The following is a 15,833-nucleotide window of genomic DNA, read 5'->3' as shown; positions in this document are numbered from 1 at the left end:
GGTCTCCTTCGGCATAATAAAAACGATGAAATTCCTCTTTGACGGGCCAATAGAAATATTGGCCATTTTTTTATTTCAGCAACGACGGCAAGTTCCCTTCTCCGTACAAATGTAACGCCCCGACCGCCACCACGTAACGCCCCGCAGGTAAGGCATGCAACGTCTGCCGCCAGGCTTTATTGCGCGCATTCATCAGCACATCATACAGCGATTCGCTGAACGTCGACGGTAACGCCAGCCTGCCGTCCGCGGGCGGTGCATCCAGCCACCAGCCAATCATGGTCTGCAGCAGGCGCGCGTTGGTGTGCCAGTGGGTCAGTGTATCATCCAGCAACATCAGACCGTCGTCGGGAAGCTGTCGCAGGAGCGCAATCTGACTGTCCGTTCCTTCCAGCTCGATGATGGGCAAACTGCGCGCCCTTGCCGCGTTCAGCAGCTGGTAATCAATGCCGTAATCACCCCGCAGCCCCAGACGCTGCGCCTGCGTAGCCTGCAGTACCATCGCGATTTGCCACAGCGGCAGGGTGTCAATCATGGAGAGCGAGACGCCGGTTTCCTCGGCGACGCGCGTCAGTTCCGCAAGCTGGGCTTCATCCAGGCGCTCCGCCAGGGTGAGATCGCTCTCGAGCCCGGCAAACGGTGACTCCTGACCCGAAATGTCCGCCTCAACGACCAGCGCATCGGCGTGTTTCAGCAGTTTAATCAGGCCGGGAGGCAGGGGAGACATATCCTGCGTGCCCATATGGATGCTGCCAACCAGGTGCAGGTGTTGCCCGCCGGGAAGCGAAATATCCAGACCGGGCCAGGCGTAACGGCGAGGGAAAAGGGCGCGAAACGATGTTTTTATACGATGAAACAGACCCATACGCGCTCCATAAACGGAAAGGTTCATGCTAGCGCGTACGGGTACAAGGTTCAATCCTTCGGTTTAAACCGCAACAGCCGGTTGGCGTTGCTGACCACGGTGATGGAGGAGAGCGCCATCGCCGCACCCGCGACGACCGGATTAAGCAGCGTACCGGTCAGCGGCCACAAAATACCGGCAGCAATCGGGATGCCGAGCGAGTTGTAGATAAACGCCCCCAGCAGGTTCTGCTTCATGTTGCGCAGCGTAGCTTTCGAAATGGCCAGCGCATCGGCCACGCCCATCAGGCTGTGGCGCATCAGCGTGATGGCCGCGGTTTCGATGGCCACGTCACTGCCGCCGCCCATTGCGATCCCCACATCCGCCTGGGCCAGCGCCGGGGCATCGTTGATGCCGTCGCCGACCATTGCCACCTGACGGCCCTGGCGTTGCAGGTTTTTAATGGCGTCCGCTTTGCCATCCGGCAGTACGCCCGCAATCACCTCGTCAATACCGGCTTCTTTCGCGATGGCGTTGGCAGTGGTTGGGTTATCCCCGGTCAACATCACCAGACGATATCCCGCACGGTGCAGACGCTGTAAGGCATCCACGCTGTCCTGGCGAAGCGGATCGCGCACGGCCAGCAGCGCGGCGGCTTTGCCATCCACCGCCAGCAGAACCGGGGTGGCGCCCTGTGACGCCTGCGCCTTGAGCTCACTGTCCAGCGCGGCGGTATCAATGCCGTTTTCATTGAGCAATGCCTGGTTGCCCAGCAGCAGCGCGTGGCCTTCTGCTTCACCGCTCACGCCGAGCCCGCGCAGGGTGCGGAACTGATTCACCTGCGGCAGGGCAGACGCATTGGCTTTATCAAGAATGGCGCGCGCCAGCGGATGGCTGGAGCCTTGCTCCAGCGCGGCGGCAAGACGCAGCGCGTCCTCTTCCGTAATGCTCACGGTGTGGACGGCGACCACCTGCGGTTTACCTTCCGTCAGTGTGCCGGTTTTATCAAACACCAGCGTGTCCAGGGTGCTGGCCCGCTGCAGCGCGTCCGCGTCCCGCACCAGCACGCCAAATTCGGCCGCGCGGCCTACGCCGGAGATAATCGACATTGGCGTCGCCAGACCAAGGGCGCAAGGGCAGGCGATGATCAGCACCGTGGTGGCGATCACCAGGGTATACACAATCTGCGGCGCCGGGCCGAAGAAGTACCAGATCGCCGCACTCAGCAGGGCAATGCCGACCACCACCGGCACAAAAATGGCCGAGATTTTATCAGCAAGCTGGCCAATTTCTGGTTTACTGCTCTGCGCCTGGCGCACCATGCGAATAATACGCGACAGCGTCGTGTGGCTGCCGACGGCGCTGGCGGTGAACAGCACGCTGCCGTCCTGCACGACCGTACCGGCATGCACGGCGTCGCCGTCTGATTTCTGCTGAGGGATAGGCTCCCCGGTCAGCATCGCTTCATCCAGCCAGGCTTCGCCCTGGGTTATCTTGCCGTCAACGGGAACCCGGTCGCCGGTGGTCAGACGCAGCGTCATGCCGGGCTGAACCTCGGCCAGCGGAACGCTTTTTTCCCCTTCGTCCGTGACCACGCGGGCCGTCGGTGGGGTTAAATCAAGCAATCTTTCCAGCGCTTTCGAGGAGCGCTGGCGGGCGCGGGCTTCCAGCATATGGCCTAAGTTAATCAGGCCGATAATCATCGCGCTCGCTTCATAATAGAGATGCCGCGCTTCCATCGGGAACCACTGGGGCCAGACGTTCACGCTCATCGAATAGAGCCACGCCGCGCCGGTACCGAGGGCGACCAGGGTATCCATCGTCGCGGTACGATTTTTCAGGCTCTTCCAGGCGCTGGTATAGAAATGTCCGCCTGCGAACACCATCACCGCAAGGGTAATCAAACCAATCACCAGCCACAGCGTGCGGTTGTCGTCGGTGACCATCATGTTGTCGCCGAGCATGCCCCACACCATCACCGGAATACCGACCAGCAGGGCGACAATCGCCTGCCAGCGGAAGCGCTTCATGGTGGCGATAGCCGTTTCCTGCTGGCGCTCGCGGCGTTCGGCATCATCTTCGATGGCCTCCGCGCCGTAGCCCGCTTTCTCAACGGCCTGCACTAACTCTGCGGCGGAGGCGTTGCCCATTACCATCGCAGTACGCTCCGCAAGATTGACCCGTGCCTGCGCGACACCCGGTACCGCCTGCAGGGCGTTTTGTACCCGGGAGACGCAGCTGGCGCAGCTCATGCCGTTGATCAGCAGCTGTTGGCTGTCATCAATATCATCCGCTGCCGGAAGCTCAGGAGTGGCCGCTGTCAGTGCTTCCGACGGGGATGATGACTCTGCCAGCGGTTTAGCCTTTGGGTGGCTTAACTCCGCCCCGTAACCGGCCTGCTTGATGGTATCAATCAGCGCATCCGCGCTGGCGCTGCCGGTCACGGCGGCATGATCGATAGTCACGTCAGCGCTTTCCACATCAGGGCGCTGTTCCAGGCTTTCTTTAACGCGTTTGACGCAGTGGCCGCAGGAGAGACCGTCCAGCGTCAGGTCAATAGTGTGAGACATAACAAAACTCCCGTATAATATTTTGGTCAGTTGTTGACCGGAGTAACGCTTTTCACTAACTGTTATGAAGGTTAAACCTTCCATCAAGGGGAAGGTCAAGGGGGAAATGTGAATATCAGTGATGTGGCAAAAAAAACCGGCTTAACCAGCAAAGCGATTCGCTTTTATGAAGAGAAGGGGCTGGTGACGCCGCCGCTGCGCAGTGAAAACGGCTACCGTAGCTACACGCAGCTGCATCTGGATGAACTGACGCTGCTGCGCCAGGCAAGACAGGTCGGTTTTAATCTGGAAGAGTGCGGCGAGCTGGTTAACCTGTTCAACGATCCAAAGCGTCACAGCGCCGACGTGAAAAAACGCACACTGGAAAAGGTGGCCGAAATTGAACGCCACATCGTCGAGCTACAGGCGATGCGCGAACAGCTGCTGCAGCTCGCGGCGTCCTGTCCGGGGGATGACAGCGCCGACTGCCCGATTATCGATAACCTTGCCGGCTGCTGCCACCGCAAAACCCACGCTTAGCAGGCTTTTACCCGCAGGGTAATGCCCTCCACCGCGATGACCTCCACCCGCGTGCCGGCGCTGAGGTCATCGTCGGCCACCACCGGCCACGAACTGTCACCTACCCGCATGTGCCCACGTCCGTTCACCAGCGTGCTGTCGAGCGTAAAACGCTTGCCGACAATCTGCTGTCCGCGCTGGTTAAGGTGGGCGTCCACCGGTTTCTGCTCGTTAACCCGCCGGTTGAGCCAGCGCCACCACAGCCAGGCGGCCACCAGCGTCAGCACGGCAAACAGCGCGCCCTGCCACGCCCACTCCAGGGGAAGGATCCAGACCAGAAGACCGGTAATGACGGCGGCAACACCGCTCCAGAGCAGGTAGCCGTTGCCGCCCAGCATCTCCGCCGCCAGCAATAAGCCGCCGAGGCTTAGCCAGAAGGCATGAGGATGTGCAACGATCAGCTCAATCATTTTTTACGCTCGTTTCCGCTGTCCTTGATCAGTTCGGCTATGCCCGCGATAGAGCCCATCAGGCTGCTGGCATCCAGCGGCATCATCACCACTTTGCTGTTGTTCGCCGAGCCAATCTCTTTCAGCGCGTCGGTATATTTTTGCGCGACAAAGTAGTTCACGGCCTGAATATCACCGGCGGCAATCGCCTCGGACACCATTTGCGTTGCGCGGGCTTCCGCTTCGGCGGAACGCTCGCGGGCTTCCGCCTGTAAGAACGCGGACTGACGATCACCTTCCGCTTTCAGGATCTGCGACTGTTTTTCCCCTTCCGCTTTGAGGATCTCCGCCTGACGTACCCCTTCGGCTTCTAGAATATAGGCGCGCTTGGTTCGCTCGGCTTTCATCTGGGCGTTCATGGAGGCGATCAGCTCCGCCGGCGGGCGCACGTCGCGGATCTCGATGCGGGTAACTTTGATCCCCCACGGGTTGGTAGCCTCGTCAACAATGTGCAGCAGGCGGGTGTTGATGCTGTCGCGCTGGGAAAGCATCTCGTCCAGCTCCATCGAGCCGAGCACGGTACGGATGTTGGTCATCGTCAGGTTGACGATCGCCAGCTCCAGGTTGCTGACCTCATAGGCCGCTTTCGGCGCGTCAATCACCTGAATAAAGCAGACAGCGTCGATGGTGACGTTGGCGTTATCCTTGGAGATCACTTCCTGGGACGGAATGTCCAGAACCTGCTCCATCATGTTGATCTTGCGACCAATTCTGTCCATGAAGGGAACAATCAGGCTTAAGCCTGGCTGGAGTGTGTTGGTGTATCGGCCGAAACGCTCGACGGTCCACTGATAACCCTGAGGGACAATTTTGACGCCGGCGCCTACGATAACCAGCGCAACGAAAATAAGGACGGGAACAACGATAAGCATAAAAACCTCCTGTTTTGCATGCTGTGGCGAGTGAAAGTGTGTGTTTATTGCTCGTAAGTATAGGTAAAGTCAGAGATGAATCCATCACCCGCTTCAGCAATGGCTTTCGATAATCCCTGGTAGTAATTCTCCAGCCCCAGCGCTTCGATACGCTGGATCTGTTCACGAATGGGGGCGCAGAACAGAACGGCATTCCCCGCTTCAACGCGTTTGTTATTCGGTGGAAGGTCGCCCGCGATGGCTTTAAACCAGGTTCTGATGCCCTGCTTTAAATTATGCGGCGCTTTTGCCAGGTTATCCATGCCCGTCAGGATCTGCAGAGTCGGGAACTCATCAGCCAGCACGGCGGTTTTCATGCGCGCAAAGAACTGGCTGAACAGCTCGAACGAGCCCAGATCGGTGACGCGGGGCTTGGTGGTTTTACCGTTTTTATTGCCGATTTTACCTGCCGCTGACGCCGCGGCCGGAACCGCGTTCACCTTTTCCAGCTCCAGTCCGAACAGCAAATTGCAATGCGCGCGGCGCGCTTTCAGCGGGTAGGACATCAGGACGTCAATGAACTGTGTGGCTTTCACATCCGCAAGATTGTGGTTGATAAGCCACTGGGTGCGTGAAAATTCCGCCGGAGAGACGAACCAGTCCGGCACCTCATTGAAGCGTTTTGATTTGCCTTCACCGTCAAATTCAAGGAAGTGTGTTCCGTTGTCGAAGGCGAAATAGCAATTTTTGAAGCTGCCGATCGTGGTGTTCACGATGAGTGCCTTCTTAACAAAGTCCACCACCTCTGCACCTATCACAAAACGCGTGAGCTCCGACGATTTGATGACTTCCATTAATGTTTCGACATCAGGAACACCAGGCTTCAGGGAGGGAAACTCATAAAAGATATGTGCCATGTCGCATACTTCCTGTAGTGATGAAGGTGACAATTTGCAAACAAAAAGTTTAACACTTGCTTCAGCGTGAGGCTATTCGCGCTGTGCGGGCGAAAGGATTATGCTACAGGCGGTTATTACACGAAGCGGTCAATGGAAGCGCGATGAACGATAAAAGAAACGTATTACTGCTCAGGGATGTCGGATTTCGAGTCGGGGAAAACACGATCCTGCAGCACGTCGGGTTTAGCCTGTCGCCGGGCGAGTTTAAATTAATCACGGGTCCCTCAGGCTGTGGTAAAAGCACGCTGCTGAAGATTGTGGCGTCACTCCTCAGCCCGACGGAGGGCGCCATTCTGTTTGAAGGCGAGGATATCGCCTCGCTTTCTCCGGAAAGCTATCGCCAGCAGGTCTCGTACTGCGTGCAAACGCCCGTGCTTTTTGGCGATACGGTCTATGACAACCTGATTTTCCCGTGGCAAATCCGCAATAAAACGCCGGAGCCGGAAAAGTTTATCCAGGATCTGGCCCGCTTTGGCCTGGCGCAGGAGACGCTGAGCAAATCCATCAACGCGCTGTCGGGCGGCGAAAAGCAGCGGGTCTCGCTGATCCGCAACCTGCAGTTTTTACCGAAGGTGTTGTTGCTGGACGAAATTACCAGCGCGCTCGATGACGTCAACAAGCGCAACGTTAACGAGATTATTCATCGTTACGCCCGTGAGCAAAATATTGCCGTGCTGTGGGTGACGCACGACGCTAACGAAATAACCCATGCGGATGACGTTATTACGCTCCAGCCGCACGGCGGGAAAATGCAGGAGGCAAACCGTGGGTGAACACAACATTACCAACGAATCGCTGGCCTTTTCGATGGTGCTGGTGCTGATTGCGATCGTGGTCAGCTACCGCGAAAAGCTGGGGCTGGAAAAAGATATCGTATGGAGTATCTGCCGCGCGGTGATTCAGCTCATCATCGTCGGCTATGTGCTGAAGTATATCTTCAACGTTAACCACGCGGTGCTGACGCTGCTGATGGTGCTCTTTATCTGCTTTAACGCGGCGTGGAATGCGCAAAAGCGCAGTAAATACATCGATAAGGCGTTTGTTTCATCGTTTATCGCGATTACCACCGGAACGGCGCTCACGCTGGCGGTGCTGGTACTTTCCGGCTCGATTGAGTTTACGCCGATGCAGGTTATCCCTATTTCCGGGATGATTGCGGGGAACGCGATGGTGGCCGTTGGGCTCTGTTATAACAACCTCGGCCAGCGTTTCAGCAGCGAACAACAGCAGCTGCAGGAGAAACTGAGCCTGGGGGCAACGCCAAAAGTGGCCTCGGCGCGGCTGATTCGCGAGAGCATTCGCTCATCGCTGATCCCTACGGTAGATTCCGCCAAAACGGTGGGGCTGGTGAGCCTGCCGGGCATGATGTCGGGGCTGATTTTTGCCGGTATCGATCCGGTAAAAGCGATTAAGTACCAGATCATGGTGACGTTTATGCTGCTTTCCACGGCAAGCCTGTCCACCATCATTGCCTGCTACCTGACCTATCGGAAGTTCTACAACGCGCGTCACCAGCTGGTGGTGACGCAGTTGAAAAAGGTGCGGTGATTGTGCCGGGCGGCACTGCGTTTGCCCGGCCTACGATTCGTGCTTTTGTAGGCCCGGTAAGGTGAAGCCGTCACCGGGCAAAGTGCATCAATACAACAACGCGTAAAGCTGACGGCGATATTTCGACGCCAGCGCGTCTCCGGTGCCCAGCGCGGCCAGGATCTCCTGGAACATCTTGCGCGCCTGACCGTCTGCGGCGGCTAAATCTTTTTGCAGATGGCTGAAGAGCAGCTCAAGCGCCTCTTCGTTACGCCCCACCTGATGCAGTTGCAGCGCCAGCTGGCTTGCCAGCGCGGCGTCCGCCGGGTTGTCGGCAACCTGCTGCTGCAGCTGCTGAATCTCCGGGGTATCCGCCGCCTGCTTAAGCAGCTCAATTTGTGCAACCAGCCCCTGATAGCGGGTGTCCTGATCCTGCAGCGGAACCGTCTTGAGTACGGCTTCCGCGTCTTCTGAGCGGTGCAGGGCGATCTGCGTTTCCGCCAGCAGCAGGCCAATCTGACTGTTCTGTTTTGACAGCTGCCATGCCTCTTTGAGCAGCGGCAGCGCCTCGTCGTATTTGCCTTCCTGCATCAGCGCCATGCCTTCCTGCGCTTTCAGCTCTTCTTCGCGCGGCAGCACTTTATCCAGCAGGGCACGGATTGCCTCTTCCGGCTGTGGCCCCTGGAAGCCATCAACAGGCTGGCCGTTCTGGAACAGATAGACGGTAGGAATGGCGCGCAGACCAAACTGAGACGCGACCATCGGCTCGGCGTCACAATCCAGCTTCGCGAGAATGAACTGACCGTTGTACTGGGCGGCAAGGCTTTCCAGCACCGGCGTCAGCTGCAGACAGTGTTGGCTACGTTCAGACCAGAAGTAGAACAGGACCGGTTTGGTCATCGACTGTTCAAGCGTCTGTTGCAGGTTAGCTTCTGTGATATTGACGATATTCTGTACGGACATGCGGCTTTCTCTTTTGTCGGTTTGTTCTTTACATGGGGTTGCGCGTCGGCGCTTCAACTCAACCGTGTAAAATTTTGTCCATTATCCGGCCCGGCAGCAGGCGTTTTAACCAGCCGACGGCATGGGTGACCAGCGTCACCGGATAGCGCATTTTGGGATGTTCACTCTCAAAAGCATGGCGCACTTTGGCCACCACCGCCTCTGGCCCGAGGGTAAAACGTGCGGCGATGCCGGGGTTCTCGACCGGTTTATCCGCCTGCGTCTGGTTTACGTTTTCGGTAAAGCGGGTGCGGATCGGGCCGGGTTCAATCAGGCTGACCTTGATACCGCTGTGGCGTAACTCCATGCGCAGGGCGTCGGACCAGGCCTCAAGCGCATATTTGCTGGCGGCGTAGGCGCCGCGGCCCGGGGTGGAAATTAGCCCCATCACCGACGACGTCATCACGATGCGCCCTTCACCGTGCGGCAGCATCGCGGGGAGCAGACGCATGGTGAGCTGATGCACGCCGAAGAAGTTGGTCGAAAACTGCTTCTCCAGCGTTTCGCGGGAGAGGGTGTCCAGCGGGCCATACACGCCGTAGCCGGCATTATTAAACAGGCCGTACAGACGATTACCGGTCAGTGCGATCACCTCATCGGCGGCGCGCTCAACGCTCTCCGGCGAGTCCATATCCAGCAGCACGCCGGTAAAGCCCAGACCGTTCATGCGTTCGACATCGTCGGGTTTGCGGCAGGCCGCCAGAACCCGAAACCCCTGGCGCTTTAATTCGAGCGCGCTTTCCAGGCCGATTCCGCTAGAACATCCTGTAATTAAGACCGATTTTTGCATAACTTTACCTGTCAGGATCTCCGCTTAATCAGGAGTCATGTTTAACTAAAGGAGCCAGCCGCGTTGCCATCCAGTCGGCAATAAACGGCTGCGCATCGCGATTGGGGTGGATCCCGTCGTCTTGCATCCACTGGGGTTTGAGATAGACCTCTTCCATGAAAAATGGCAGCAGCGGAATATCAAACTCTTTGGCAAGCTTGGGGTAGATCGCGCTAAAGGCCTCATTATACCGACGACCGTAGTTGGCGGGCAGGCGAATTTGCATCAGCAGCGGCTGGGCGTTTGCCGCCCTGATGTCCTGCAAAATGGTGCGCAGTGTATTCTCCGTTTGCTGAGGCTGGAAACCGCGCAGGCCATCATTACCGCCAAGCTCAACCAGCACCCACCGTGGCTGATGCTGTTTGAGCAGCGCAGGCAGGCGCGACAGCCCCTGCTGCGAGGTGTCGCCGCTGATGCTGGCGTTGATTACAGCCGTTTTGCTCTGCCATTTGTCATTAAGCAGAGCGGGCCAGGCCGCGCTGGCCGCCATGCGATAGCCAGCGCTCAGGCTGTCGCCGAGAACCAGTAACGTGTCCGCTGCCGCCGCGCGGAAAGTCATCAGAATCAAAAACAGGAAGGGCAAATGCCAGCGGAAAACAGTGTTGAAGTTCATCATCTTAAGAAGTCCGTCGGTCAGGGGGAGCACGAGCTTTCCATCCTTACCGGAGTTGAACTCGTTGTCAAACGCGCTGAAACCATTGCGCTGATTGGCGAATCCGGTTCCGGTAAGTCCACGCTGCTGGCGATTTTAGCCGGTCTGGACGACGGCAGCAGCGGTGAGGTCCACCTTGTCGGGCAGCCGCTGCATCAGCTTGATGAAGAGGCGCGGGCCGCGCTGCGCGCGCGTCACGTTGGTTTTGTCTTTCAGTCCTTTATGCTGATCCCGACCCTGAACGCACTGGAGAACGTCGAGCTCCCGGCGCTGCTGCGCGGTGAAAATAGCCGTGAAAGCCGCGCTCACGCGAAGGCGCTGCTGGAACAGCTCGGTCTGGGGAAACGTCTCGACCATCTTCCCGCCCAGCTTTCCGGCGGTGAGCAGCAGCGCGTGGCGCTGGCCCGCGCGTTTAACGGCCGCCCTGAGGTGCTGTTTGCCGATGAGCCTACCGGCAACCTTGACCGTAAAACCGGCGACAGGATTGCCGACCTGCTGTTTTCGCTCAACCGCGAGCACGGCACTACGCTTATCCTCGTGACCCACGATCCGCAGCTCGCGGCGCGCTGCGACCGTCGCCTGCGGCTGGTCAACGGTGTTCTGCAGGAGGAAGCATGATTACCCGCTGGTTCTGGCGCGAGTGGCGCTCGCCCTCGCTGCTGATTGTCTGGCTGGCGCTCAGCCTGGCGGTGGCCTGCGTGCTGGCGCTCGGCAGCGTCAGCGACCGCATGGAAAAAGGGCTCAGCCAGCAGAGCCGGGAGTTTATGGCGGGGGACAGGGCGCTGGAAAGCTCCCGCCCCGTGCCGCCGGGCTGGATTGAAGCAGCGCGCAAAGAAGGGCTGAAGGTGGGGGAGCAGCTCACCTTCCAGACCATGACCTTCGCGGGCGACACGCCGCAGCTGGCGAGCGTCAAGGCCGTCGATAATATCTACCCGATGTACGGTGACTTGCAGACCCGCCCGCCGGGATTAAAGCCGACGCCCGGTACGGTGCTGCTGGCATCGCGTCTGATGGCGCTGCTGAACCTGAAACCCGGCGACAGTATCGACGTCGGTGACGCTACCCTCAGGATTGCCGGGGAAGTGGTGCAGGAGCCCGACGGCGGATTTAACCCGTTCCAGCTTGCGCCGCGTCTGCTGATGAACACCGCGGATGTCGCGGCCACCCATGCGGTACAGCCGGGCAGCCGCGTTACCTGGCGCTATAAATTTGGCGGCACGCCCGCCCAGCTTGACGCGTATGAAAAATGGCTTCTGCCGCAGCTCAAACCGGAACATCGCTGGTACGGGCTGGAGCAGGACGAGGGGGCACTCGGTAAATCTCTGGAGCGCTCTCAGCAGTTCCTGCTGCTGTCGGCCCTGTTGACCCTGCTGCTGGCGGTGGCGGCGGTGGCCGTGGCGATGGGGCACTACTGCCGCAGCCGCTACGACCTGGTGGCGATCCTCAAAACCCTGGGGGCGGGGCGGGCGCAGCTGCGCAAGCTGATCGTCGGCCAGTGGCTGATGCTGCTGGTCCTGTCGGCGCTGACCGGCGGAATAATGGGGCTGCTGTTTGAAAAACTGCTGATGGTGATGCTAAAACCGGTGCTCCCGGCCGCATTGCCGCCGGCCAGCCTCTGGCCGTGGCTGTGGGCGATGGGCGTGATGACGGTGATCTCGGTGCTGGTGGGGCTCCGGCCTTACCGCCTGCTGCTCGCCACGCAGCCGCTGCGCGTGCTTCGCAACGATGTCGTGGCGAACGTCTGGCCGCTGAAGTTCTACCTTCCGGTGATTATTGCGGTGGCGGTGGGGCTGCTGGCGTGGCTGATGGGCGGCAGCACGCTGCTGTGGGCGGTGCTGGCCGGGGCGGTTGTGCTGGCGCTGCTGTGCGGCGTGCTGGGCTGGATACTGCTTAACCTCCTGAAAAGGGTGACGGTAAAATCCCTGCCCGTGCGCCTGGCGGTCAACCGTCTGCTGCACCAGCCCTGGTCTACGCTCAGCCAGCTGTCGGCGTTCTCGCTGTCGTTTATGCTGCTGGCACTGCTGCTGGTGCTGCGCGGCGATCTGCTCGATCGCTGGCAGCAGCAGCTTCCGCCGGAAAGCCCGAACTATTTCCTGATCAATATCGCCCCTGAGCAGGTTACGCCGCTGAAGGGCTTCCTGGCGGAGCATCACATCATCCCCGAGTCGTTCTATCCCATCGTTCGCGCGCGTCTGACGCAGATCAACGGGCAGCCAACGGAGGGGAACAAGGACGAGTCGCTTAACCGCGAGCTGAACCTCACCTGGCAGGAGAAACGCCCTGACCACAACCCGATAACCGCCGGCACCTGGCCGCCGAAAGTGGGAGAGGTGTCGATGGAGGAGGGGCTGGCGACGCGCTTGAACGTGAAGCTGGGAGACAGCGTTACCTTCACAGGGGATACCCAGGATTTCACCGCGAAAGTGACCAGCCTGCGTAAAGTGGACTGGGAAAGCCTGCGGCCCAACTTCTTCTTTATCTTCCCGCCGGGGGCGCTGGACGGGCAGCCCCAGAGCTGGCTGACCAGCTTCCGCTGGGAAAACGGCAACGGCATGCTGACCCAGCTTAACCGGGAGTTTCCAACGGTCAGCCTGCTGGATATTGGGGCGATCCTGAAGCAGGTGGGGCAGGTGCTGGAGCAGGTGAGCCGCGCGCTGGAGGTCATGGTGGTGCTGGTGACGATCTGCGGCGTGCTGTTGCTGCTGGCCCAGGTGCAGGTGGGCATGCGCCAGCGCCATCAGGAGCTGGTGGTATACCGCACGCTGGGGGCCGGTAAGCGGCTGCTGCGAATGACGCTCTGGAGCGAGTTTGCGCTGCTGGGGCTGGTGGCCGGTCTGGTGGCCGCCATTGGCGCAGAGACGGCGCTGGCGGTGCTGCAGACAAAGGTCTTCGACTTCCCGTGGGAGCCTGACTGGCGTCTTTGGTTGATCCTGCCTCTGTGCGGCGCTGCGCTACTTTCTCTCTGCGGAGGCTGGCTCGGCACGCGGCTGTTAAAGGGCAAAGCCCTGTTCCGTCAGTTTGCGAGTTGATTTAGTATGGTGATAATTACGCACCGGATTTTTATGCCGGTGCGTAGTGTTTAAATAGCACAAAGTGATAATACCCACTCATTTAGTAGCACAAAACATTAAAAACCCAACCACACAGCCCGATTATTTCCAGTTAATATTCACCCGCTAAATATTTAGCAGCGTGTCTATTAAGGAAAAATAATGACTATAAAAAAATCAGCGCTGGCGGCAACGATCGGCGCGGCAGTGGCATTAACGACCTTCGCTTCTCAGGCGGAAATCACCGTTCTTAAGCAGGATCCTCAGGCGGGTAACCCGCTGAGCCGCCTGAACTTCACCGTTGGCGGCAGTATTCGTCCTCAGTTCCAGAACATGACCGGCGACGACGGTAAAAACAGCTACAAGCGTAACGGCTTTGACGGCGGCACCCGCTTCCGTTTCGCTGCAGATTACTACCTGTTTGATGACATCAGCTGGATCAGCTACTACGAGCTGGGTGTGAACATTCCTGCGCAGTTTAACTGGGATCACCACTACGCCGAAGGCGCACACGACACCACGCGTCGTATGCTCTACACCGGTCTGAAGAGCGACACCTGGGGTACGCTGACCTTCGGTCAACAGAACAGCGTTTACTATGATGTGGTGGGCGCGAAAACCGATATCTGGGACTACGACATGATCGCTCAGGCGCCAGGTAACGGGATCAACGGCGACTACGACGGTTCTTACCGTTCACGCCAGATGCTGAAATATAAGAAAACCGTGGGCGATGCTGATATTTATGCATCCTACCTGTTTGAAGACAGTGAATACCTGCCGGGCAACGGCCTGCGCTACAAGCGTAAAGGCGGCGGTTCACTGGGCCTGGATTACCACCTGACTACCGACCTGACCTGGGGCGCCGCGTGGAACTACACCCGCGCCGACATGCGTAACCCGGACAACGGCGACAGCAAAACCTACGACCAGAATATCCTCGGTACCGCGCTGAGCTGGACCCCGGACAACTGGACCTTCTCCGCAGGCGGCGGCTGGTACCAGAACTTCCTGACCACCAAAAAAGTGTCTGTTAACGATTACTTTGCGGGCGACGCGTGGGGTATTGAGTACTTCGCAGGTTATAAATTCCCAATCGGTCAGTATGCGGTTAAATCCATCCAGCCTTACTTCATGGGTGACCGCATTGAGTACGTGAACGGCCGTAACTACCAGCGCATCGACAACGGCGTGGGTATTAGCTTCCAGCTGGATTACGGTTTCCGCGTGGATTACGAACACGTGTTCACCTCCAGCACCGACAACCTGGGCGACATGAACCTGGTGCGTCTGCGTTACGACTTCTAAGCCGTCTGTTCCCCGGTGGCGCTGCGCTTACCGGGGCTACAACAGTACGCGTAGGCCGGGTAAGGCGTAGCCGCCACCCGGCTTTATTTTTCAGCGATCAAGCCACTCAGCAATTTCTTCGTACGTCCCGCGATACACAATCTTTTCCGCCTTTTTCTCCAGCTGATAGCCGTACATTGGGTCGTAATAGTCCTTCAGGAGCGGCGCAAGCCAGCTGAAGTGCGCGTCCGTGCGGCCAGATCGTTGCTGTTCCAACAGCGCGGAATCTAACAGCGCGGTAAATTCCGCAAAGCGCTGCAGCCCCAAGCGGCGACGAATGGCGAACAGGCCGTGATGCAGGTACTGGCTGTATTCTTTCCAGCCTGCTTCCTCGCCGTAGGCGGCAGAAAAATCCGCCCACATATGGTCGAAATACTCTTCGCGCAGGCGTTCAAGACGGATCTCAAACGGATCCTCTACCACCACGATAGGGGCTTCAACCATGCGGTCGCGCAGGCAGGCTGGCAGGTGGTTAGAGCCAATCATCCGACCTTCATCTTCCAGTACCCAGCGCGCGGCGTCTTTTTTCAATAGCTCAACCGCAAGGTGATTTTCAAAGCTGGCCTGGGAAAGCTGCGGCGTCAGCGTGCGACCAAACGATGAACCGCGATGGTGTGCCAGTCCTTCCAGATCGATACCCTGTGCATGCTGCTTCACCAGCAGGGTTTTACCGTTCCCGGTACAGCCGCCAATAAGCACCATCGGCTTTTGCGACTGCTCAATGGTCACCTGAATTGCCGTCTGGCGCAGGGCCTTATAGCCACCGCGGATCAGCGGGTAGTCGATACCCGCCTCTTTCAGCCAGGCCTGCGAGATATGCGAGCGCTGGCCGCCGCGCGCGCAGCAGAGAAAGCCCGCAGGATGGGCAAGGCTGGCTTCGCGCCAGGCGTTGATGCGGGCCTCACGCGTGTCGCCGCTCACCAGGCGATGGCCGAGCGCCAGCGCGGCGTCTGGTCCCTGACGTTTATAACAGGTGCCGACGGCGGCGCGCTCGTCATCATTCATTAAAGGCAGGTTGACTGCCGCTGGCATCGCGCCCTGGGCAAATTCGATCGGCGCGCGAACGTCGATTAAAGGGGTATCGGACGCGAGGATCGCGCGATAGTCCATTCCATCGTTCATGGTTATTCCAGAAGAAAGCTAAGCAGCAATGGGCGGGAATTGTACGCCGGGGAAAGAGGAGGTCAACTCCCCG

The 15,833-nt window shown here is 58.8% G+C and carries 15 protein-coding genes; 6 read left to right on the top strand and 9 right to left on the bottom strand.

From position 1 onward, the window contains the following. Positions 1-70: 70 nt before the first annotated feature. Both ACMGGE_RS11630 and copA read right to left on the bottom strand, forming a co-directional pair. Entirely contained in the window at positions 71-865 is a 795-nt protein-coding gene (locus ACMGGE_RS11630; RefSeq protein WP_111967311.1) for a TraB/GumN family protein, read from the bottom strand. A gap of 50 nt (positions 866-915) precedes the next feature. Then, positions 916-3,414 (bottom strand): copper-exporting P-type ATPase CopA, encoded by a 2,499-nt coding sequence (copA, locus tag ACMGGE_RS11625; RefSeq protein WP_420293779.1) that lies wholly within the window; start codon positions 3,412-3,414, stop codon positions 916-918. Between the two features lie 108 nt (positions 3,415-3,522). On the opposite strand from copA, the gene cueR reads away from it, so the two are divergent. Continuing rightward, entirely contained in the window at positions 3,523-3,933 is a 411-nt protein-coding gene (gene cueR / locus ACMGGE_RS11620) for a Cu(I)-responsive transcriptional regulator (RefSeq protein ID WP_045909739.1), read from the top strand. Here the strand turns inward: cueR and ACMGGE_RS11615 are convergent. The 3 genes from ACMGGE_RS11615 to ACMGGE_RS11605 are packed head-to-tail and all read right to left on the bottom strand — an operon-like array spanning position 3,930 to position 6,189. After that, complete coding sequence (locus tag ACMGGE_RS11615; RefSeq protein ID WP_048225940.1) at positions 3,930-4,382, bottom strand: NfeD family protein; 453 nt, start codon at positions 4,380-4,382, stop codon at positions 3,930-3,932. The genes cueR and ACMGGE_RS11615 overlap by 4 nt on opposite strands. Further along, complete coding sequence (locus ACMGGE_RS11610) at positions 4,379-5,293, bottom strand: SPFH domain-containing protein (RefSeq protein ID WP_008499312.1); 915 nt, start codon at positions 5,291-5,293, stop codon at positions 4,379-4,381. Before ACMGGE_RS11610 ends, ACMGGE_RS11615 begins: the two co-directional genes overlap by 4 nt. Before the next feature lie 44 nt (positions 5,294-5,337). Beyond that, complete coding sequence (locus ACMGGE_RS11605) at positions 5,338-6,189, bottom strand: hypothetical protein (RefSeq protein ID WP_045909737.1); 852 nt, start codon at positions 6,187-6,189, stop codon at positions 5,338-5,340. Between the two features lie 143 nt (positions 6,190-6,332). Here ACMGGE_RS11605 and fetA point away from each other — a divergent pair, with 143 nt between their 5' ends. After that, positions 6,333-7,004 carry an iron efflux ABC transporter ATP-binding subunit FetA gene (fetA, locus tag ACMGGE_RS11600; RefSeq protein WP_048030129.1) on the top strand — a complete coding sequence of 224 codons (672 nt, stop codon included), beginning with the start codon at positions 6,333-6,335 and terminating at the stop codon, positions 7,002-7,004. Next, positions 6,997-7,779, top strand: a complete 783-nt coding sequence (gene fetB, locus ACMGGE_RS11595) for an iron efflux ABC transporter permease subunit FetB (protein WP_023617520.1) — start codon at positions 6,997-6,999, stop codon at positions 7,777-7,779. The genes fetA and fetB overlap by 8 nt, the downstream gene beginning before the upstream one ends. 87 nt (positions 7,780-7,866) lie before the next feature. On the opposite strand, the gene ACMGGE_RS11590 is transcribed toward fetB, so the two are convergent. From ACMGGE_RS11590 to tesA, 3 genes are read right to left on the bottom strand one after another with little or no spacing between them, the layout of a single operon-like run. Beyond that, positions 7,867-8,721 (bottom strand): co-chaperone YbbN, encoded by an 855-nt coding sequence (locus ACMGGE_RS11590; RefSeq protein ID WP_023293125.1) that lies wholly within the window; start codon positions 8,719-8,721, stop codon positions 7,867-7,869. A 58-nt stretch (positions 8,722-8,779) separates the two neighbouring features. After that, on the bottom strand, positions 8,780-9,550 hold the full coding sequence (locus ACMGGE_RS11585) for an SDR family oxidoreductase (RefSeq protein WP_023617270.1): 771 nt from the start codon (positions 9,548-9,550) through the stop codon (positions 8,780-8,782). A 28-nt stretch (positions 9,551-9,578) separates the two neighbouring features. Then, on the bottom strand, positions 9,579-10,202 hold the full coding sequence (gene tesA, locus ACMGGE_RS11580; protein WP_028015818.1) for a multifunctional acyl-CoA thioesterase I/protease I/lysophospholipase L1: 624 nt from the start codon (positions 10,200-10,202) through the stop codon (positions 9,579-9,581). Between tesA and ybbA the strand changes: the two genes are divergently transcribed. From ybbA to ACMGGE_RS11565, 3 genes are all read left to right on the top strand, one after another. Then, a complete protein-coding gene (gene ybbA, locus ACMGGE_RS11575; protein WP_008499319.1) occupies positions 10,173-10,859 on the top strand; it encodes a putative ABC transporter ATP-binding protein YbbA in 687 nt (228 codons plus the stop codon). The genes tesA and ybbA overlap by 30 nt on opposite strands. After that, on the top strand, positions 10,856-13,270 hold the full coding sequence (ybbP, locus tag ACMGGE_RS11570) for a putative ABC transporter permease subunit YbbP (protein ID WP_420293778.1): 2,415 nt from the start codon (positions 10,856-10,858) through the stop codon (positions 13,268-13,270). Before ybbA ends, ybbP begins: the two co-directional genes overlap by 4 nt. 183 nt (positions 13,271-13,453) lie before the next feature. Further along, on the top strand, positions 13,454-14,599 hold the full coding sequence (locus ACMGGE_RS11565) for a porin (protein WP_048030137.1): 1,146 nt from the start codon (positions 13,454-13,456) through the stop codon (positions 14,597-14,599). Between the two features lie 90 nt (positions 14,600-14,689). On the opposite strand, the gene mnmH is transcribed toward ACMGGE_RS11565, so the two are convergent. Then, a complete protein-coding gene (gene mnmH / locus ACMGGE_RS11560; protein WP_262822757.1) occupies positions 14,690-15,760 on the bottom strand; it encodes a tRNA 2-selenouridine(34) synthase MnmH in 1,071 nt (356 codons plus the stop codon). Positions 15,761-15,833: the final 73 nt, after the last annotated feature.

The sequence above is a fragment of the Enterobacter sp. BNK-22 genome (assembly GCF_048684805.1).
Taxonomy (GTDB): domain Bacteria; phylum Pseudomonadota; class Gammaproteobacteria; order Enterobacterales; family Enterobacteriaceae; genus Enterobacter; species Enterobacter quasiroggenkampii.
The sequence above is the reverse complement of the archived record's forward strand: the minus strand, read 5'-3'. Positions and strand labels throughout refer to the sequence as shown.

What these genes read in the sequence shown, in the direction of transcription:
- ACMGGE_RS11630 (WP_111967311.1), bottom strand. Translation starts at nt 865, where the DNA reads ATGGGTCTGTTTCATCGTATAAAAACATCGTTTCGCGCCCTTTTCCCT.
- copA (WP_420293779.1), bottom strand. Translation starts at nt 3,414, where the DNA reads ATGTCTCACACTATTGACCTGACGCTGGACGGTCTCTCCTGCGGCCAC.
- ACMGGE_RS11615 (WP_048225940.1), bottom strand. Translation starts at nt 4,382, where the DNA reads ATGATTGAGCTGATCGTTGCACATCCTCATGCCTTCTGGCTAAGCCTC.
- ACMGGE_RS11610 (WP_008499312.1), bottom strand. Translation starts at nt 5,293, where the DNA reads ATGCTTATCGTTGTTCCCGTCCTTATTTTCGTTGCGCTGGTTATCGTA.
- ACMGGE_RS11605 (WP_045909737.1), bottom strand. Translation starts at nt 6,189, where the DNA reads ATGGCACATATCTTTTATGAGTTTCCCTCCCTGAAGCCTGGTGTTCCT.
- fetA (WP_048030129.1), top strand. Translation starts at nt 6,333, where the DNA reads ATGAACGATAAAAGAAACGTATTACTGCTCAGGGATGTCGGATTTCGA.
- ACMGGE_RS11590 (WP_023293125.1), bottom strand. Translation starts at nt 8,721, where the DNA reads ATGTCCGTACAGAATATCGTCAATATCACAGAAGCTAACCTGCAACAG.
- ACMGGE_RS11585 (WP_023617270.1), bottom strand. Translation starts at nt 9,550, where the DNA reads ATGCAAAAATCGGTCTTAATTACAGGATGTTCTAGCGGAATCGGCCTG.
- ybbA (WP_008499319.1), top strand. Translation starts at nt 10,173, where the DNA reads ATGCCAGCGGAAAACAGTGTTGAAGTTCATCATCTTAAGAAGTCCGTC.
- tesA (WP_028015818.1), bottom strand. Translation starts at nt 10,202, where the DNA reads ATGAACTTCAACACTGTTTTCCGCTGGCATTTGCCCTTCCTGTTTTTG.
- ybbP (WP_420293778.1), top strand. Translation starts at nt 10,856, where the DNA reads ATGATTACCCGCTGGTTCTGGCGCGAGTGGCGCTCGCCCTCGCTGCTG.
- ACMGGE_RS11565 (WP_048030137.1), top strand. Translation starts at nt 13,454, where the DNA reads ATGACTATAAAAAAATCAGCGCTGGCGGCAACGATCGGCGCGGCAGTG.
- mnmH (WP_262822757.1), bottom strand. Translation starts at nt 15,760, where the DNA reads ATGAACGATGGAATGGACTATCGCGCGATCCTCGCGTCCGATACCCCT.